Here is a 19,676-nt window from a genome sequence, read left to right as displayed (position 1 = left end):
TAAATGTTCGCCATACAATAACATAGTTGTAAAAATTCATATATTTGAATTAGTTAGGGTTAGCAATATATTTTATATATGTCTGATGTAAAATTTTAATCTGTGGTTCCCTAATGATACGCCGGATTCCGCCGCAATCGGAATTCGGTTTTTTCGTGTTAAGTCACCCTCCAACATATTTTAATGTCGTACCATAACCCTCCTTCCTTTCGTTTCGAATTGTATACTTTCGGTGAGCGATATTTTTCGCAGTACGTCCTGTATGTCATCGAACCGGGACACCGCACCTGTAAATGTAATTCCCTTTATTGATGTAGAGTAAACAACCTCTATGTCATACCAGCGTGCAAGTTGTTGCATGATTGTTTGTAAAGGTGTGTCGTTAAATATAAATTTGCCGTTTTTCCAAGCAACGGCATCTGTAGCTTCCACTTTGGATTTCACAATAGTATTTTGTTGTAGTATCGCCTGTTCATTCGGTTGAAGCAACACTTCAGCTGCTTTTGTATAACGGCTGTTTTTCACTAACACCGAACCCTGTAGCAATGTTGTAATCTTGTCGGGGTCGTCTGGATATGCCGTGATATTGAATTTAGTTCCTTTGACAATTGTTTGTTGGTCTTGTGACATGACAATGAAAGGTTTGTGTTGATGATGTGTTATCTCAAAGTAACCTTCGCCTATAAGTTCTACAGTACGTGTACTACCCTTAAAAGCAGTCGGAAAACGGAGTGAAGAAGCGGCGTTAAGCCAAACAATAGAATGGTCAGGTAATACCACTTTATATTGTCCGCCACGGGGTGTAGAAATGGTGTGGTAGGTTTCTTCCTGTAAAGGTGCCGAGAGAGCATCTGCTGTGTATACTAAAGTACCATCATCTAATTTGGTAATCATAATGTTGTTTTCGGTAACGTGATCTCCAATAGCCACATTATCAAGATGAATTTTTTGTCCATCACCTAACGTAAGCAACGCTTGATTTCTACCCGCCTTTATTTGACTTTCCTGTTGTTGAACAGCTATTTGTTGGTCCTCGAGAGAAAGAGGTCGCAGCAGGTAAAATGTGCTAATTCCAAGTATAATAGCTACAGACGCTGCTATTGCCGCAATCTTTCGGAATGACCATGTACTCTTTTTATCGAGATCGAGTTGCAGGTCTTGCCATACGCTGCTAAAATGCTCTTCAGCCAGAAACGAATCTATTTCAAAATCTGCGCTATAGTTCTCTTTGTACCAATCTTCTACCCAAGCTTGCTCTTCTTGGGTACATTGACCCTTGATGTAGCGATATAGAATATCTCTTGCATTATATTTTTGTCCTTTCAATTGTTTCCCCTTTCGGTTTATATACAAAAAGAGACAAACGAAATGATTGTTGGGGGGTAAAAAAAATAATTTATTTCTAAATACCTGTGAAATAGATAAATATGAAGAGGATACCCAGTCGCAAGCGTAGGATTTTGAGTGCGCCTTTCACATGGCTTCGCACACTTTGTTCACTAATATTGAGCTGTTCAGCAATTTCTTTGTGAGAAAGACCTTCTTTTCGGCTAAGCTCGAATACCATGCGCATTTTGGGGGGTAAGGACGCTATCTCATGTTCAATAAGCGCCGTTAACATCTTTTCCCTGACGCGGTGGTCAGTATCTACCTGAACATGATCGATAAATCCTTGTAAAGAGTCAATGTATTCGTCTGCTCGCTGACTTTTGAGTTGCTGATTGATAACTCTATTCCGTACTGCCTGATAGAGATAAGCGGTGAGATTTTCCTGTATATGAAGCGCGGTTCTGTTTTGCCATAGGTTGGAAAAAATATCATGTATAATATCCTTTGCTTCTTCCTGATCTTTTAAATGTTTCGAAGCATGAACGTATAAGAGACCTTTGTACCGATGATATATGATTTCAAAGGCCAATCTATCCCCCTCCTGCAACTTATGTAGCAGGTTTTTCTCGTCGTTAAAGGGTAGAGCGCTCATTAGATATTATAACAGTTGACTGGGCTAAAGTTAAAGAAAATATCTTGTAAAGAACAAGAGCCGATATTGCTTGAAGGCGCTAATCCGTGAAAAAAGTTAAAAGTTAATAATGCCTTAACAATTCGAGAATATCAAAATTTAACCTATTTTAAGATACAAACACTAAACTTTTACTTTTTTTTGTCATCTTTATAAAGTGGGGCTTTGCTCCATCAGTATAACAAGGAAGGAATTTGAATGAATATGTATAAAAAAATAGCTTGTATAGGAGTACTTGTCATCTTAGGATTGTTTTGCTCAGTAGATATTTACGCACAACAAGAACAGATAGGAGATAAGCCTTATAAGCAATTGTTGGTTGAGGTAGAAGGGAAACTTCGCACCGGAGATTTTCCAGGAGCTATAGAAAAGTTAGATACTATCCTAGCGCAATATCCCGATGCAGCAGAAGTGCATTACGCAAAAGCACTTTTATTTGGGCAAGCTCGTAATTTTGATGTCGCTATCCCGCTGACGGAAAAAGCTCTGGAGTTAGAACCAAAAAATATGTTATATATCAACTACCTTGTTGAATTGCATAAAAGTAAAGGAGATGTAGCTGCGGCTATTCCAGTTATCGACCGTGCGATTGGGGTATATCCCGACAATGCATCTTTGTACCGGGAGAAGATGCTATTATTACATGCTTCAAAGCAATCCGATGACGCATTAAAGGTATATGATGACGCCGTTGCCCGATTCGGAAGTTCCGACACGCTAGATGTGATGAAAGCAGAAATGTTGGTTGATTTGGATAGGAAACAAGAAGCAGAAAAAATATTGTTACCTCGGGTTCAAAATAACTCTAGCCTTCGTCAAGTCTACAGTACATTGGGATTTATCTACATGGATAAAAATTCGACGAAGCAGGCTATACAAATATTGGAGAAAGGATTAAAGAATACAAATGATCATCTGTTGTATTTAGATCTAGCAGATGCATATACAACCGGAAAGAAAGACCGACAGGCATTCGAGTCGTTGCGAAAAGCTTTTGAATCGACGGAAGTCAACTACATGGACAAGCATCGCGTCATGTTCACATTGCTGAGCGGCAAATCTGCACTAACATTGGAACAAATTCAAGAATTAGCAAACATATTGGTGTTGAAACACCCACGAATAGCGGATAGTCATGTAGCGAAAGGGGATGTGCTTTGGCGGAGAGGAAATTTGCAGGAGGCGCGATCGTTGTTTCTTACGGCAGTCGGGATTAACAGAGCGCACGTAGATGCTTGGCGCATGTTGATGAATGTGGAAATGGCCCTGAATGAGGTAGATCAAGCTGTTGACCATGGTATGGAAGCATTAGAGGCAAACCCTAATAATCCGATGCTGCTGTACTTTACGGGGTTGGCGTATATGGTGAAAGACGATGGTGAGAATGCCCGTAAATTGATGGAAGCCGCATTGGATAACAGCGGAGAGGAGAATACTTATTTACAATCGCTTATCTATGCAGGGCTTGGCGATTTATACCATAAACTGGGCATGGCAGAGGTTTCGGATGTCGCCTATGAAGAGGCTATTAAATTGGATAGTACCAATGTGACAGCTATGAATAATTATGCGTATTATCTGGCGGAACGAAATGATAAACTGGAACTGGCGGAAAAATTGTCCCGACAGTCCAACGAATTGGAACCTGGTTCAAGTACCTTTCAAGACACCTATGCGTGGGTACTCTTTAAGCAAGAAAATTATAAAGAGGCTTTGTTATGGATGGAAAAGGCTGTTCGAGGATCTTCGCCATCCGCTGTGCTTTATGAGCATTACGGCGATATATTGTTTAAATCAGGGAATAGCAAGGAAGCTTTAAGGCAATGGGAAAAAGCATTGGCAATGAGTGAGGGAAGTGATATAGATGTAGAAAAGTTAAAGTCAAAAATAGCAACGAAAAGTTATGTGGAGTAGAGTAATTTTGTTGATGATGGTAGGTGTGTTGGTGTTTGCTTCTTGTAAGACAAAACGAAAAATAGCAATGCCATCTACTGATGTGCCAACGGAAATCAGTGCAGCTAATGCAGCAAGTATTAAGACTTTCGAAATGAATAATCTAGATTTTCACACGTTTTCCGGACGGGCAAAAACGAAAATCGAGATGGGCAGAAATGTACAGGACGTTACATTGAATGTACGAATAGAAAGAAATAAAGCAATTTGGTTATCCGTTACAGCAATATTGGGCGTCGAAGTGGCGCGTGTCTTGATTACACCGGATAGTGTTAAAATACTCAATAAATTGCAAGGGGAATATATAGCTAAACCCTTTACTTATATATACAATTATACAAACCACGGTATTACATTCGCTACACTGCAGGATTTGCTAATGGCAAATGTGTCCTCGAGTTTGTTGCGAACTGACAATGTGCAGGTAGCCAGCGCTACAGACGAATTTATTGTGGTAGGTATTAAGGAACAATTATCTTATCAATACCGGATAAACCAAGAAAATCGTCCTTTTAACTTTATTTTGCAAGAAGTGGGAGGGACAAACAACCTCGAAGCTTTTTACGGAAATTATGCTAAAACGGATGGCTATAATTTTCCACAGAATATAGCGTTAAATATCGTAGGAGAAGATATGTCTTTAAAAGCGCAATTGGGATATAATCGGGTGTCTTTTAATGAAAATGTAGAAATGCCCTTTTCTGTTTCTAGTAGGTACAAAGTAATAAATTAGTGATTATCACAATAAAAGCACAAAATAATCTTTATTTTTGTAGGCTTATTTTTGCCGAAATATAGAGAAAAACGGTTCATGGATATAAAAAAAATACTATTTAGCTTCTTGTTTGTTTTCAGTGTAGGGGTAGGGTTAGTTTCTGCGCAAAGCAGTGCCGAATTGAAAAAGCAGCGGGAAAAGATAGATGCAGAGATTGCTGAGTTAATGAAGATTGTGCGCGCAAAAACACAAGAAAAATTACTTTCTCAAAAAGAGGTAAACGCATTAAGTCGGCAACTAAATCTACGGGAAGACAAGATTAAGACGATAAATTCGGAATTACGGATTATCAATAATAATATCCAAAAAAATACAAAAGCTGTTAATGAATTAAAGGCTGAGCTGGAAAAGATGCGGAAAGATTATGAGAAAATGATCCTCTTTGCTTTTCGAAATAAAAATGGGTATAATAAACTGATGTTTATTTTTGCTTCGAAAGATTTTAACCAAGCGTTTAAACGTGTGAAATATTTACAACAGTTTAACGATGCACGTAAGATAAAAGCTGCTGAAATTGAAGCTACCAAAAAGGAAATAGAACTGAAAATAGCACAATTGGAGAGAGACCGGGAAATGCAGAACAAACTGTTGAAAGAGCAGGAAGAGGAGAAAGCTATCATTGCTAAAGACCGATCTATGCATGCAAAAGAGCTCAGCCAGTTGAAGCAAGAAGAATCTACATATAGAGGGCAGCTTAGCCAGAAACAGCAAGAAAAGAAGCGTATCGATGCGATGATCCAAGCGGCGATCCGTCGAGAAATTGAAGCACAACGTAGACTTGCGGAAGAAGCTCGACGAAAGGCTGCGGAGGCAGAAGCTAAACGGACTGGCAAAACTGTTGAAGAAGTCGAAAAAACAACGCCTCGGAAATCAGACAGTGAAGTTCTGCGCTCTACACCGGAAGCGGCTAGGCTCTCAGCGGATTTCAAATCGAATCGTGGGCGGTTGCCGTGGCCTGTGTCACAAGGAAATGTCGTGCGTAACTTTGGTTTTGAAACCGTGGAGCGAAATGTACGTATCGATAACTCTGATGTAGCTATTCGTACAGCCGACAATGCATCCGTAAAAGCGGTTTTCGAAGGCGACGTTGTACAGGTGATCGGAAGTTTTGTGGTTATTAAACACGGGGAATATTTTACCTCATATTCTAATCTGAAGAGTGTGTCGGTAAGACGTGGACAAAAAGTAGGAAGAGGCCAGCAGATTGGTATAGCCGGTGAGGATCCAGACGCGGGATACTCTATTGTGAACTTTGGCGTTTTCCAAGGACAAACCGCAATGAACCCGGTTTCGTGGTTAGCAAAATAGTTACAGGGAATTTAGAATTTTAATTATATATTTGTAATGCGTTGATAATGAAAGCAACGCTAAGAATTTTAAAACTATGTATACATCGGGATTATTATTTATTGGGACGCAAGAGATTATTATCATAGTAGTTTTGGTTTTGTTACTTTTTGGAGGTAAAAAGATTCCGGAATTAATGCGAGGTCTAGGTCGTGGCGTTAAGGAATTTAAGGATGGCCAGCGTGAAGAACCTACTGAAAACCAAAATAGCACAAATAATAACAATAACCCCCAGAACTAATTAGAGGGAAAAGGAAGAAATAAGAGTTTCGCGGAGTAGCCTCCTCGAGACTCTTTAGTTTTTTGGACGTGAATATACTACTTGGGGAAAATTTACGTTTACATAAAAACACCAAATACCGTATGATTAAAAACCGTTTGTGGCTAATACCTTTTTGTGTATTCGGATTAGAACTATCCATACATGCGCAAGATATGGCCCATGTCGATACTGAACCTGTTCCGTTGCATTTGATAGAAGCGGCGTCCAGCCAGCGGGAGATTATTATTTCCGGATTGGATTCTCTTAAGACATTATCTTATTATGATCCATTGTATACAGCCGAAGACTCATTGATCTTCAACCGCATGCGTAAAATACAACGAACCATTCCATTAGCCATAAACGAAAAAATAAAATCCTATATCGATAAATATATCTCACGTAATTACAATCCCTATATGAGCAAGTTACAGGGATTGGCCCAGTATTATTTTCCGATATATGAAAAAATATTCTCTGAAAATCAGTTACCCGACGAAATAAAATATATATCCGTTATTGAATCTTCATTAGATCCACATTTAGTATCTCGTTCCGGTGCAGTGGGCCTGTGGCAATTTATGTATCCCACAGCGAAAATCTATGATTTGACAATGGATAGCTATCTAGATGAACGCAAAGATCCTTATGCAGCTTGTCATGCGGCAAGCCGTTATTTCCGGGACGCTTACGATGAGTTTAACGATTGGTTGTTGGCGTTGGCTTCCTATAATTGTGGAAGAGGGTGTGTACGTCGTGCTATTCAGCGATCAGGATTGCAAAATCCGGATTTCTGGCAACTCTCTCCTTATTTACCGAGGGAAACGCAAGATTATATACCAAAATTTATTGCGATGACCTATGCATTGAAACATGCAGATGAATATGGTATATCCGTAGCACCCACTGACCTTGCTTGGGATGGAAAACCGATTATGGTCGAAAGACCGGTCAATTTGGAACAAATAGCGCAGGCTGTCAATCTACCTCTAGAAACGATTAAAAAATTCAATCCGGCGTATAAACGTTCCATTATAAATGCCAGCACGGAAAATCCAAAACGGTTGATCCTACCGGATACTGATAATTTGAATGATAGCTTATTATATGCTGCATTAAATAATCAATTAGAGGTTTCGGCCAGCATGCTCGCTAATGTGGATGACGCTTCTTCCATAAACAAACATCCGTCCGGCAAAGGGAGAAGGTTGGTAGCGGCTTCTAAGGCTACTTCCAAACGCTCAGTGACCTATACTACATATACCGTAAGAAAAGGAGATACATTATCGCACATTGCGGCGCGATTCAAAGGCGCTACGGTATCCCAAATAAGAGCAGATAACAATTTAAGCAACACACGGCTTAAAATAGGGCAGAAGTTAAAGATTAAAAAATCTTAAAAACTTACGACAACCAAGCAGCATCTTCTTTTTGGTCAAATTCTTCCAACTCCACTTCTACGTGTTCCTTTAATATCGTGGAGAGTTTAAGACCATAATAATCACTGAATAATGGGAACTGATGATGAGAGCGATCAATTAATACTGCTGTTCGCATTTTTTTGAGCGGAACATTGAGAAATAAGCCCAACCCATACGCCAGCGTACGGCCACTGTTGAGTACATCGTCAATTAATATAATAACTTTGTTTTTTGCGGTTTCAATAGGTATATCTGTCGTCGCTTCCAAACTTCTTTTCGTTTTCGAAATAGTGACTTTAATAAGTTCGATTGTTTTATCTGGAGCAATATCTTGTATAATCTGCTGGAGTCTTTTTGCGAACACATAGCCTCGGTCTGCAACACCCACCAATATCAACGATTTCTCTTCAAAATTATCTTCGAGTATCTGGTATGCAATACGGATAGATTTTTGTTGGATCTGCTGTTTATCTAAAATGAGTGTTCGTTTGTTAGACATATTATGTGCTTTGATTACTGCGTATAAAAATACAAAAAAGGTTCGGATATCTATACATCCGAACCTTTTCCATCATGTCATGAGAAAAATTAGTGTAAATTTTTGTCTTCGTCATCAGAGCCCGCATCAGCTAACATGGCTTCGTTTATTTCTGATGGTCTGCCTCCGTTATAGTAATAACGTTTCCAATACGCTTCGTTAAGATTGCTGATCATAACGCCTCTGCTAGATGCAGCATGGGCAAACTTGTCATCACCGAGGTAAATGCCCACATGGGTGATTTGTCTGCTACGGATTTTAAAAAATACAAGGTCGCCTGGTTGCAAGTCGTTTTTGCGAATAGGTTTTACATTGGCATATTGATTACGGCTGTTGTAACCTATTGTCGTATTAAATACATTTTCATAAACAGCAAGTGAAAATTTAGAACAGTCTATTCCTTTCTTAGAATCACCACCCAAGCGGTAAGGCGTGCCTAACCATTCGTATACAAATTGATAAAGCTTGGTGTTTGCCATCGCGTTGGACGCAACACCCATTATCTGTGAAAAATATTCTTTGGCTAGGTTATCAGGGTCAGAAGAAGTTGATTTTGCTGTTTGTGCCTGAGACACCGCACATAAGCCTACGAAAAGCATACCTGCTATTAGTTTTTTTGTATTCATTATGTTCGCCTATTTCACTTAATTTATGATACGTTTCTAAGTTCTGTCTTATATTTTCTACAGGACTGGAGCAAATCTACTACATAATGTCTCCGCTTCCAAGCGTATTCTTGATTAATTTAATATGTTTTAACGAATTTTAACATATTTTTTATTGTTTATCAATAATAACCTTTTTTATGTACTGTAGCGGTACATCTACTTTTTGCAAACATTCTTTATTAAAATTTTAATGAAAATGAAAAAATATTTGATAGTTTCAAATTAAAACTCCTATATTTAGATCGTTTTTCAAAAATATGGAAAGTTTACACATTATTATTACAACGATTATTATTACCACCGGCATAAATCATCGGAGGAAGTAATTCTATTGTATAAGAAAGTGTACATAAAATATAGAGCCTTCCTCCAAATGGGAAGGCTTTTTTGGTTAGTATACATATTATTTTAAATTATAAATAAACTGAAATGAAAGTATTAAAGTTTGGAGGGACATCAGTTGGCAATGTGGAGAGTGTAAAGGCGGTATTAGGCATTGTTAAGAGATCGTACGACGAAGGGGAAAAGCCATTGGTTGTATTGTCAGCTATGGCCGGCGTAACGAACTTGCTGATGAGAATGGCAGACAATGCAGCTGAGCGTATTCCTTTTGACGAAGATTTGAAATTACTGGAAGAACGCCATTTCGAAGTGGTGAAAAAACTCATTGCAGTAAAATACCAAAATCCGGTGTTTACCAGATTAAAATTAATGCTCAATGAATTAGAAGATATATTGCAAGGCATCAGCGCACTTCGCGAACTAAGCTTACAAAGTAAAGATTTGGTCGTTTCTTTTGGAGAGCGGTTATCGAATTATATGGTGTCTAAAATAATGGAACAATATATTGCGCAAACGGAATTTATTGACGCTTCCCATTATATAAAGACCGATTCCAATTTCGGGCATGCACATGTCAACGAAGAAGTTACAAATCAACTTATTCAGTCACTCGCGCACACCCACGTAGATAAACTTTTATTCGTTACTGGTTTTATTGGCTCAAATGAGAACGGCCGTATCACCACGCTGGGAAGAGGAGGATCTGATTACACAGCAGCGATTTTTGGATCGGTCCTACAGGCTTCGGCCATCGAGATATGGACGGATGTCAACGGCATGTTAACGGCTGATCCACGCATTGTAAAGAAAGCATTTTCGCAACCAACCTTATCGTATAACGAAGCGATGGAACTTTCTTATTTTGGAGCGAAGGTGATCTATCCACCAACGATGATTCCTGCTTTTTTGAAGAAGATTCCAATTGTCATCAGAAATACTTTTGAACCGGAGTTTCCAGGTACGGTTATCCAGTTTGAAAGTGGAAAATCTGTTTATCCGATTAAAGGGATTTCATCTATTGCTGATATTTCTGTCATCAATGTTTCCGGAAGTGGAATGATAGGAAAATCGGGATTCAGTGGCCGTTTATTTACATTGTTGGCAAGGGAGCAGATCAATGTCGTGCTGATCACCCAATCGTCTTCCGAACATAGTATCACTTTTGCTGTCCATCCAAACGATGCAACGAAAGCTGTGCAACTTATTAAAGCAGAATTTGAGCTGGAATTGGAGGCGAATAAACTGGTTATGCCTACCGTAGAAAACGAACTCTCGGTATTAGCAATTGTCGGTGAAAATATGAAACGTACGCCAGGTATGTCTGGTCGCTTATTCCACGCATTGGGAAGAAATGGTATCAACGTACGTGCTATAGCACAAGGCTCCTCAGAACTCAATATATCCGTTATTATTGAGAAAGAAAATATGGCGAAAGCGTTGAATACGGTACATGATGCATTCTTCGCAGAGTTAAAAAAGACATTATATGTATTCTGTTTAGGCACAGGCAATATCGGCGCAACGTTATTTAAGCAAATTCATGAACAATATGACTTTTTAGTAGAGAATAACGACTTGGAAATCAAAATCGCTGGCATTTCCAACTCTAGGAAGATGCTGTTTAATTCGGAAGGTATAGACTTGGCTGATTGGCGTACAACACTAGAAGCTCAAGGAGAAGTTGCGGATTTGTCTAACTTCGTGGAGCGGATGAAAGCAATGAATTTACCTAATTGCGTTTTTATTGATAATACGGCTAGCCCACTTCCATCTACGTATTATATAGATATATTTAAATCGAATATTTCCGTTGTCACTTGTAACAAAATAGCTAATTCCGGCGAATATCAGCAATACAAGTCACTTCATGATACAGCCCGTAAATATGGCGTAGACTTTTTCTATGAAACGAATGTTGGGGCAGGTTTGCCTATCGTTCGGGTGTTGAAAGATTTGATGTTGAGCGGCGACCGGATTGTGCGTATCGAAGCGATACTTTCTGGAACCATTTCCTATATATTCAATAACTTTACTGGCGATGTTTCATTTTATGAAGTTGTGAAACGTGCGCAAGAATTGGGCTATACCGAGCCTGATCCACGTGACGATTTGGGCGGTATTGATTTCATGCGAAAGATGTTGATTTTGGCGCGGGACGCTGGGCATGTGATTGAGCCGTCTGAGGTTGATTTGGGGGCTATTCTTCCTCAAGCTTGCTTGGAAGCCACCTCGGTAGATGATTTTTATACAGAGTTATTAAAAGCCGATCAATACTTTAATACCTTAAAAGAAGAAGCGGAAAGCCAAAAGAAGGTAATCCGATACATAGGTAAACTAGAGGATGGTAAAGTGTCCATCGCATTAGAAATGGTTGACGAAAATCATCCTTTCTATGCGTTATCGGGAAGTGATAATATTATCTCTTTTACGACAGAGCGATATAAAGAACGTCCACTGGTCGTAAAAGGACCTGGAGCTGGAGCGGAGGTAACTGCGGCGGGGGTATTTGCCGATTTGGTTAATGTAGGAGCGTAAAAACGTTTAATTAAAAAAATGATGTAGCCATCAACATAATGAATCAAGATAAAACAGCTAAAAAAATAGATTTCGATAACATCATGGATACCGTGCGCGTGTTTGCACCGGCTACCGTTGCGAATATGATATGTGGATTTGACATATTGGGGTTTGCAGTGGATTATCCAGGAGATGAAGTCATTATGCACCGAGTAGCATTGCCGGGTGTACATATCCGATCAATTGTTGGAGATGATGGCAAATTGCCCTTAGATGCTGATAAGAATACCGTAAGTGCCTGTGTAAAAATGTTATTAGAACACCTAGGGATTTCAAACGAAATTGGTGTGGAGATAGAGCTTATCAAACACATGCCGATTGGTAGTGGTTTGGGGTCGAGTTCTGCTAGTACCGTAGCCGGATTATTTGCCATCAATAGTCTTTTGGGAAATCCGTTGACAAAGGAAGAATTACTACCTTTCTGTGTCGAAGGTGAACGCCTGGCTTGTGGCCATGGGCATGCTGATAACGTAGCACCGGCATTGATGGGTGGAATTACATTAATCCGGGGCCATCATCCGTTGGACGTAATTAAACTACCCGTACCGGATGAGCTGTTTGCGGGAGTCGTCTTTCCAAAAGTCGATGTGCCTACACGCGATGCCCGACAGCTTATTAAAGAAAAAGTCTTCTTGAAAGACGCCGTAACACAATGGGGTAATATTGCAGGATTAATAGCAGGTCTTTATGAAAGTGATTACGGGTTGATTAGTAGAAGTATGCATGATGTGCTTATCGAACCTACCCGTGCCATTTTGATTCCCGAGTTCTATACGATGAAGCAAATCGCAATAGATGCGGGTGCGCTAAGTTTTGGTATATCGGGGTCTGGACCGTCGGTAGTCGCTATTTCCCGTGGCAGGGAAACTGCCGAAAACGCCGCAAGTTTAATTCAGCAACATTTAACAGATTGTGAGATCGACAGTTTTAAATATGTATCGGCTGTGAATATAAACGGACCAAAAATTTTATAGCAATAAAAAAATATACAGATGAAACTATACAGTACAAATAATAAAGATCTTCGGGTTTCTTTTCAGGAAGCGGTTTTTAATTCTTTGCCTGCGGACAAAGGATTATACATGCCCGAGGTTATCCCAGCGTTGGATGCAGCTTTTATCCGCAATATCCAACAATATTCTTTGCAGGAGATTGCTTTTGAAGTAGCACATGCATTAATTGGCGACGATATCCCAGATAAGGAGTTAAAGTCCATTATTGCGGATGCGATTAATTTTGATGCTCCCGTTCGGTTTTTAGATTCGGAAAGAGCCGTATTAGAATTGTTTCATGGGCCATCTTATGCCTTCAAGGATTTTGGCGCACGATTTATGAGCCGTGTAATGGGCTATTTCTCTAAGCAGGGCGACCAGTTATTAGATGTTTTGGTAGCCACTTCCGGAGATACAGGTGGGGCTGTAGCATCAGGGTTTTTAGGTGTTGAAGGTACGCGCGTAACTATACTTTATCCCAAAGGGAAAGTTTCTAAAGTGCAGGAAGAACAATTGACAACGAACGGGAAAAATATACGGGCATTGGAGGTTGATGGCACATTTGATGATTGTCAGGCGCTCGTGAAAACGGCATTCAATGATACTGATCTCAATAAAGTGTTGCGGTTAACTTCTGCTAACTCCATTAATATTGCTCGATTGATACCGCAAACGTTCTATTATTTTTGGGCATATGCACAGTTAAAATCCCAAGGCATTTCCGAAGTAGTCTTTACGGTGCCTAGCGGCAATTTTGGTAATATTGGTGCTGGTTTATTGGCCTATAAAATGGGGTTGCCTGTGAAGCATTTTGTCGCGGGAACTAACGTTAACGATACTGTTCCACGTTTCTTGCAATCGGGGAGCTATGATCCCAAGCCATCTGTGCAGACATTGGCAAACGCCATGGATGTCGGCAATCCAAGCAACTGGGTGCGTATTCAAGATATGTTCCACAATAGTCTGGAGGAACTTCGTGGCATGATTTCGTCTTATACTTATGACGACGGGCAGACCGTAGAAGCAATGGAAGAACTCTATGATAAATATCAGTATGTTGCTTGTCCACATACGGCTATTGCTTATCTCGCGGCTAATCAATATCGGCAAGATTATCCGGGAACATATGCTTCAGTGTTTTTATCAACGGCCCACCCATGTAAGTTTCCAGATGCTATTGCCCAAGAAGTGTTTGCAAAGATTGAATTGCCTAAAGGAGCAGAAGAATTGGCGGGAAAGCAAAAGCTTGTGACAGAGATACCGGTGGATTACGAAATTTTTAAATCTTATTTGCTTGTTAATAATTAGTTACATCTTTATAAGCTTACTTCTTTTCGAAAAGATAATCTTAATTTAACAAAAAACTGCTGATATTTGTACCCGAATTAATTTGGGTAGATAGAAGAAAGATTGCTATATTGTATACGCAATATAGCAATCAATCGGACGATAATGTTTCCGTGGTTGGTTATCGAGTCCGGCGTAAGTTAAATATGACGAATCATTCGCACATAGAATATTGGCAACGTTTTATTCAAGGAGATCAGGAGGCATTCAGAAGCTTATATGATGTGTATGTCAATTCGCTTTTTTCTTATGCAATTCGATATTGTGCTGACGAAGAAATAGTAAAAGATAGCATACATGATTTGTTCGTTGATTTACATCGGTACCGTTCGAGATTGAATCCTAACGTGAATGTAAAGGCCTATCTGTTTGGTTCCCTTCGCCGAAAAGTGGCAGAAAGTAAGAAAAAAAGCATAAACCGTTCGATTTCTGCCGAAGACTATCATTTTCGATTGGGATTGGCAACGGAAGATTATATTACTTTACCTGACGACAAAGAGAACGAGGTTTTAACAAAACTTCGCGTTGAAATGGAGAAATTGCCCCATCGCCAAAAAGAGGCTCTTTATTTGCGTTTTACCTGTGACATGTCTTATGAACAGGTCGCCCAAATTATGGATATTTCTATTGCATCCTGTCGTACTTTTATATATAGAGCTATAAAGGATCTACGTCTGCGGATGGAAAATAGCAAAATTTCCCAATTATTGTTTATTGCGTTTCTACCGACTCGAGACATTAGCAAATAGCCAAGTACGAACGACCGTTCCGCTCTTGTTAACTAGCAATGCACCTTCTTTTATCCATGTGAGCTTTTGTTTTCTTACGATGTTTTCCAGTTAATTTCAATTTTTTCTCTTTTTTTAAAATTTCCTGTCTATAAAAAAACAATTTTGTCCTCTATATATATAATGTATAAAAACGGAATTATTTTATAAATCCCAAAGCGTTAATCTATATATATGGAACGTAAGGTAGAAGATATTCTAAGTGGCGAATCTCCTCGCGAGGATCTGGATAAAGAAGTGGCCAACGATACCAGAAAGTGGGGGGAACACATTTTAAAAATATTAAAATTGGCGAAACCCCATAAATTGTCATCCGATGCTTATACAGCGTTATGGACGCGTATTGAAGAAACGACGAAAAAGGCCAGTCAACGAGATCGTCAAATTCGAATTTTTAAATATAGTGCCGTTGCTTGCGCCTTAATAGCATTATCATTTTTATTTTGGAATATACAAGATCGTAATGCGCCCTATGATTCTTTGTTGTATAGCGCCATGAATAACCAAAATTTAATAACGGAGGAAGAAGAGGTGTCCATACGACGGGGTGATGGTCGGCAAACGCTTATTTCTGATGGGGAAGTCATCGATTTAAGTTTGAATGGAAGGAATGAAAATTGGCAAAAGAAAGCATCTACATTCAATACACTTACGGTACCTTATGGAAAGCGTATTGAAGTCATATTGCCGGATAACTCAAAGGTATGGTTGAATGCGGGGTCACAATTAACATTTCCAACCGTATTTGATGCTGACGAAAGACAGGTATACCTGGAAGGCGAAGGTTATTTTGATGTAGAGGGGGATCCAAAACGTCCGTTTTATGTCCATACAGCAAATATGGTTGTCAAGGTATTGGGGACAACGTTTAATATCAGTTCTTATAAAGACGATGCGTTTGCATCGACTGTTTTGCTTAGTGGAGAAATAGAATTGCAAGGAACGGGGGAAACATCGTTTGAACCTCAGATTCTAAAACCGGGAACAGCTGCGATATTGCGCAAGGACAGTAAAAGCCTATCTATTTCAACAGAAGCTGTTGAGGATCATATCTCATGGAGACAGAAACAACTTATCTTGAAAAATACGCCGTTGGCAGAGATTATCGCGCGATTAGAGCGTGTTTATAATACGGATATTACAGTAGAATCTGCTTCCGGAGCAAATGAAACTTTTTCGGGAAGGTTGGATTTAACACAACCTCTAACAAATTTGTTGACAACATTATATAACCCACTTGAATATCAACTTCAAAAAGAAGAAAGGAGGATCATTATCAATAAAAGATAAAAACTAACGCTTGACCGGTCTAAAATGACAATTGATGAAAAGAAATAGGCAGATGCGGCTACATCTACCTATTTAATAAGTGTATTAATTAACAAAATATTAATTTATAACGATTGTAAATCTATGAAGTTTCTTTACAATAGGCAAACCTTTTTTGTCAAAGAAAGGAATAAAGGCCTATACCAAAAAGCAATCCGCATGATAAAGTTAACAGCTCTTTTTTTGTGTTTGGGAATGGTGGCAGTTCATGCCGATACCTATTCACAAAATGTCAGTGTTGATATCAGAAACGGTAAATTGATCGATTTATTCGAGGAAATCGAAGGGCAAAGTGAATATGTATTTCTGTATAGAGATAAACTGGTTGCCGATAAAAAAATCAATATAACTGTTAAAAATGAAAATTTACAACGTCTGTTGAAGAAGACGTTAAACGCCGAAAATTTAGATTACACCATTACCGGTAATCAAATTACCATTATGTCGAGGAAAGAAATTCAGCAGCGAGTTGTTTCCGGTACCGTCAGAGATGAAGATGGGAATCCGCTTGCGGCGACGAACGTATTGATTAAGGGGTCTACGGTGGGTACCGTAACAGATGATGCAGGACGTTATCAAATTACAATAAATGGCGAGGTTACATTGATGTTTAGTATGATGGGGTACCAGGAAGTGGAAGAAAGTACGCAGAACCGAACCCGTATTGATGTGATACTACGTTCTGATACGCGAGATATAGACGAAGTGGTTGTTATGGGATATAATACCGTCGATAAGCAACACGTGGCCTCTTCTGTTGCCCAGCTCGATATGGAACAGACCAAAACCAGGCCGCTTATGAAAATGCAACAGGCTTTCAGTGGTACTATACCAGGTGTTACAATGACGCAGACGACTTCGCTTCCGGGAAGTACATTTGGTACCATTAATATACGCGGTATAAGTACGTTGCAGAATGCCGAACCTTTGGTTATTGTCGATGGGATGGAACAATCCATAACCGACCTCGATCCAAATCAAATAAAAAGCCTTACCGTATTAAAGGACGCAGCGTCAGCATCTATGTATGGTTCTAGGGGCGCCAATGGTGTAATTGTCATTGAGACGGATAGGGGTACTACGGGACAGTTCAAGGTAAATTTAAATGTATGGTCCGGTTTTAATCAAGCTATTGATCTTCCCACTTTCGTTAATGCGGCCGATTATATGCGTCTAAATAATGAAGCTAGAACATATCAAAACCAAAATCTTTTATTTACTGATGAGGATATCCAAAAAGCAGAATCAGGCGAAATAAAATCAGTTGATTGGATGGGCGAGGTTATGCAAAAGACTTCCATGGTTCACAATCAAAGTGCCAGTATCGCCGGAGGAGGTGGTGTGGGAACTTTTAATCTTATGCTCGGGCATCTCCGGGAAACAGGTTTGAATGCAATAGAAGGTACGCAAAAATTTTCGGCACGTTTTAATACGAACATCAATATTGCAGATAAATTTTCATTACTCGCGGATTTCTATGCACATAGATTACAGGTAGATCGTCTACTTGCCAACGATAATGGTGACGGTCTCTATCAAATTGCGTGGCGGATGAACCCAACGCAACAAGTATACTATGATTCTGATCTTCCGGAGCATTATATTTTGCACAATGATTTAAATCCAGTTGCTAGAATAAACCGGGGTGGTATTAAAAATAATATGCACGACCGCAGTACTATCAATCTACGTCCACGGTACTTTATTAACGACAATCTAAATATAGAGGGAAACGTATCTTATATGATTAGTAAATCTGCTCATAAAACAGAAAGAAAGACATTTAAGTATCTGGATGCAGACGGGAAACCTATATCAATAGCTACGAATGCCACTTCAGCTGAGCAAGGTGTGAGTGAAAGCCAATTAACTGCACGAGCTTTGGTAAACTATACAAACAGTCTACGGGGGGATAAAGACAAAATATATTTTACAGGCGGTACAGAGGTGATGAACTATACCTACACCGATTATCGCGAGATTTCGAAAGCATCGTTTTTCGGAAAACTTAACTATTCGTTCGATAACCGATATATATTGGAGGCAACCGGAAGATCAGACGGAAGTAGCAAATTTGCGCCAAAACATAAGTGGGGTTTTTTCCCATCAGTAGCCTTGGCTTGGAATGCCCACAATGAATCGTTTCTATCGAAGCTTAGAGAAGAAGGTGTCATTTCTAATTTAAAATTTAGGGCGTCTTATGGTTTAATAGGTAATGAGAATGTCGATCCTTATCTGTGGGAAGAAGTTGTAAATCAGTATGGATGGACGATGCGGGTGCCGAACTATCAGTTTTCTTGGGAGAAACAAAAACAGTGGAATGTCGGCGTGGATGTCTCGGTGTTAAGAGATCGATTAAACTTTACGGCGGAAGTATACGACAAATTTTCATATGATCTTATCTACGATGAGTTCCCAGTCCCGCCATTAACAGGATCCTATTCTTTGACAACTGCATTGAATATTGGTGAAGTTCGCAATAAAGGATATGAGTTATCTGCAAATTGGAAGGATAAAATTGGGAATGTAGAATACAGTATCGGTGGTTCCTTCTTTGATAACGTCAACGAAGTCTTAAAAGCGGGATATAACGCGGCAGATACTTTGGTTTTTACTAATAACAATGACAAAATATGGTATAAGGGAATTGCCATTGATAACTATTATGGGTTCGAAAGCAACGGGTTTTTCAGAGACGAGGCTGATGTGGATGCAACGGTGGCGAAAATGGCCAATACACTTCCTGGTGATATACGTTACGTAGATCAAAATAACGATGGTATTATCAATGACGCAGACCGCATAAATCTCGGTGATCCGTTTCCGCACCTTAACTATTCTATTCAACTAAATCTCAAATATAAGAATTGGGACTTCGGCTTACTTGGACAAGGCGTAGGCAGACGATTAGGTTGGTTAAAAGGGCAGGAGGGTTATCCTGTGCTTGTTGATGGCTCGACGAATGCTTTGGGTGCTCCGCGTCAAGAATATGCAGACAACCGTTGGACACCTGAAAATACGGCCAGTAGATTTCCTCGCGTATGGACGGGTGTAAGCACCAATACCTATTTGAGTGACATATGGTTAAGCGATGCTTCCTATTTCAGGATAAAAATGTTGCAGTTGGGGTACACGGTAAAAAGCATAGGTAAAAGCTTTAAGAATACCCGGTTTTATATAAATGCACAGGATGCGTTTACGTTTACAAAATGGGAAGGTCTTGAACCTGAGAGAAACGGTGGCAACGGAAATTATCCACGTATGGCTACGTACACCATTGGCGTTAGAACATCAATTTTCTAAACATTGAACTTAAT

General features: G+C 39.5%; 15 protein-coding genes. 11 read left to right on the top strand and 4 right to left on the bottom strand.

Features of this window, described 5'->3' with window-relative positions; genetic code table 11:
- Window positions 1–180: 180 nt before the first annotated feature.
- Together H8B21_RS01190 and H8B21_RS01185 are read right to left on the bottom strand one after the other, a co-directional pair.
- The gene (locus tag H8B21_RS01190) at window positions 181–1,326 is read right to left on the bottom strand and encodes a FecR family protein (protein WP_190311970.1); all 1,146 of its coding nucleotides are present in this window, start codon (window positions 1,324–1,326) and stop codon (window positions 181–183) included.
- A 76-nt stretch (window positions 1,327–1,402) separates the two neighbouring features.
- Entirely contained in the window at window positions 1,403–1,981 is a 579-nt protein-coding gene (locus tag H8B21_RS01185; RefSeq protein ID WP_190311969.1) for an RNA polymerase sigma factor, read from the bottom strand.
- Between the two features lie 243 nt (window positions 1,982–2,224).
- Here H8B21_RS01185 and H8B21_RS01180 point away from each other — a divergent pair, with 243 nt between their 5' ends.
- From H8B21_RS01180 to H8B21_RS01160, 5 genes are all read left to right on the top strand, one after another.
- Complete coding sequence (locus H8B21_RS01180) at window positions 2,225–3,934, top strand: tetratricopeptide repeat protein (RefSeq protein ID WP_190311968.1); 1,710 nt, start codon at window positions 2,225–2,227, stop codon at window positions 3,932–3,934.
- On the top strand, window positions 3,924–4,706 hold the full coding sequence (locus tag H8B21_RS01175; RefSeq protein ID WP_190311967.1) for a DUF4292 domain-containing protein: 783 nt from the start codon (window positions 3,924–3,926) through the stop codon (window positions 4,704–4,706). Before H8B21_RS01180 ends, H8B21_RS01175 begins: the two co-directional genes overlap by 11 nt.
- Before the next feature lie 78 nt (window positions 4,707–4,784).
- Window positions 4,785–6,056 carry a murein hydrolase activator EnvC family protein gene (locus tag H8B21_RS01170; protein WP_190311966.1) on the top strand — a complete coding sequence of 424 codons (1,272 nt, stop codon included), beginning with the start codon at window positions 4,785–4,787 and terminating at the stop codon, window positions 6,054–6,056.
- Window positions 6,057–6,132: 76 nt separating this feature from the next.
- Window positions 6,133–6,336, top strand: a complete 204-nt coding sequence (locus H8B21_RS01165; protein WP_105716594.1) for a twin-arginine translocase TatA/TatE family subunit — start codon at window positions 6,133–6,135, stop codon at window positions 6,334–6,336.
- Between the two features lie 122 nt (window positions 6,337–6,458).
- On the top strand, window positions 6,459–7,757 hold the full coding sequence (locus H8B21_RS01160) for a lytic transglycosylase domain-containing protein (protein ID WP_190311965.1): 1,299 nt from the start codon (window positions 6,459–6,461) through the stop codon (window positions 7,755–7,757).
- Between the two features lie 4 nt (window positions 7,758–7,761).
- Here H8B21_RS01160 and H8B21_RS01155 read toward each other — a convergent pair whose 3' ends face one another.
- Window positions 7,762–8,277 carry a phosphoribosyltransferase family protein gene (locus H8B21_RS01155; protein WP_190311964.1) on the bottom strand — a complete coding sequence of 172 codons (516 nt, stop codon included), beginning with the start codon at window positions 8,275–8,277 and terminating at the stop codon, window positions 7,762–7,764.
- An 89-nt stretch (window positions 8,278–8,366) separates the two neighbouring features.
- The gene (locus H8B21_RS01150; protein WP_130141393.1) at window positions 8,367–8,942 is read right to left on the bottom strand and encodes a C40 family peptidase; all 576 of its coding nucleotides are present in this window, start codon (window positions 8,940–8,942) and stop codon (window positions 8,367–8,369) included.
- Window positions 8,943–9,413: 471 nt separating this feature from the next.
- Between H8B21_RS01150 and thrA the strand changes: the two genes are divergently transcribed.
- The 6 genes from thrA to H8B21_RS01120 all read left to right on the top strand — a co-directional run bounded on the left by thrA (window position 9,414) and on the right by H8B21_RS01120 (window position 19,662).
- Window positions 9,414–11,861, top strand: a complete 2,448-nt coding sequence (gene thrA / locus H8B21_RS01145) for a bifunctional aspartate kinase/homoserine dehydrogenase I (RefSeq protein ID WP_190311963.1) — start codon at window positions 9,414–9,416, stop codon at window positions 11,859–11,861.
- A 38-nt stretch (window positions 11,862–11,899) separates the two neighbouring features.
- A complete protein-coding gene (locus H8B21_RS01140; RefSeq protein WP_190311962.1) occupies window positions 11,900–12,877 on the top strand; it encodes a homoserine kinase in 978 nt (325 codons plus the stop codon).
- Window positions 12,878–12,895: 18 nt separating this feature from the next.
- Window positions 12,896–14,203, top strand: coding sequence for a threonine synthase (thrC, locus tag H8B21_RS01135; protein ID WP_190311961.1), 1,308 nt, complete (start codon window positions 12,896–12,898; stop codon window positions 14,201–14,203).
- Window positions 14,204–14,388: 185 nt separating this feature from the next.
- Entirely contained in the window at window positions 14,389–14,991 is a 603-nt protein-coding gene (locus H8B21_RS01130; RefSeq protein ID WP_190311960.1) for an RNA polymerase sigma factor, read from the top strand.
- Between the two features lie 213 nt (window positions 14,992–15,204).
- Window positions 15,205–16,320 (top strand): FecR family protein, encoded by a 1,116-nt coding sequence (locus H8B21_RS01125; protein ID WP_190311959.1) that lies wholly within the window; start codon window positions 15,205–15,207, stop codon window positions 16,318–16,320.
- Between the two features lie 198 nt (window positions 16,321–16,518).
- Complete coding sequence (locus H8B21_RS01120; protein WP_190311958.1) at window positions 16,519–19,662, top strand: SusC/RagA family TonB-linked outer membrane protein; 3,144 nt, start codon at window positions 16,519–16,521, stop codon at window positions 19,660–19,662.
- The last annotated feature ends 14 nt before the right edge of the window (window positions 19,663–19,676 follow it).

Source organism: Sphingobacterium chuzhouense (assembly GCF_014692525.1).
GTDB classification, from domain to species: domain Bacteria; phylum Bacteroidota; class Bacteroidia; order Sphingobacteriales; family Sphingobacteriaceae; genus Sphingobacterium; species Sphingobacterium chuzhouense.
Note: the sequence above shows the minus strand (reverse complement) of the source record. Positions and strands in the feature narration are given on the sequence as shown.

Coding starts and splice junctions, on each gene's coding strand:
- H8B21_RS01185 (WP_190311969.1), bottom strand. CDS start 1,981: ATGAGCGCTCTACCCTTTAACGACGAGAAAAACCTGCTACATAAGTTG.
- H8B21_RS01180 (WP_190311968.1), top strand. CDS start 2,225: ATGTATAAAAAAATAGCTTGTATAGGAGTACTTGTCATCTTAGGATTG.
- H8B21_RS01175 (WP_190311967.1), top strand. CDS start 3,924: ATGTGGAGTAGAGTAATTTTGTTGATGATGGTAGGTGTGTTGGTGTTT.
- H8B21_RS01170 (WP_190311966.1), top strand. CDS start 4,785: ATGGATATAAAAAAAATACTATTTAGCTTCTTGTTTGTTTTCAGTGTA.
- H8B21_RS01165 (WP_105716594.1), top strand. CDS start 6,133: ATGTATACATCGGGATTATTATTTATTGGGACGCAAGAGATTATTATC.
- H8B21_RS01160 (WP_190311965.1), top strand. CDS start 6,459: ATGATTAAAAACCGTTTGTGGCTAATACCTTTTTGTGTATTCGGATTA.
- H8B21_RS01155 (WP_190311964.1), bottom strand. CDS start 8,277: ATGTCTAACAAACGAACACTCATTTTAGATAAACAGCAGATCCAACAA.
- H8B21_RS01150 (WP_130141393.1), bottom strand. CDS start 8,942: ATGAATACAAAAAAACTAATAGCAGGTATGCTTTTCGTAGGCTTATGT.
- thrA (WP_190311963.1), top strand. CDS start 9,414: ATGAAAGTATTAAAGTTTGGAGGGACATCAGTTGGCAATGTGGAGAGT.
- H8B21_RS01140 (WP_190311962.1), top strand. CDS start 11,900: ATGAATCAAGATAAAACAGCTAAAAAAATAGATTTCGATAACATCATG.
- thrC (WP_190311961.1), top strand. CDS start 12,896: ATGAAACTATACAGTACAAATAATAAAGATCTTCGGGTTTCTTTTCAG.
- H8B21_RS01130 (WP_190311960.1), top strand. CDS start 14,389: ATGACGAATCATTCGCACATAGAATATTGGCAACGTTTTATTCAAGGA.
- H8B21_RS01125 (WP_190311959.1), top strand. CDS start 15,205: ATGGAACGTAAGGTAGAAGATATTCTAAGTGGCGAATCTCCTCGCGAG.
- H8B21_RS01120 (WP_190311958.1), top strand. CDS start 16,519: ATGATAAAGTTAACAGCTCTTTTTTTGTGTTTGGGAATGGTGGCAGTT.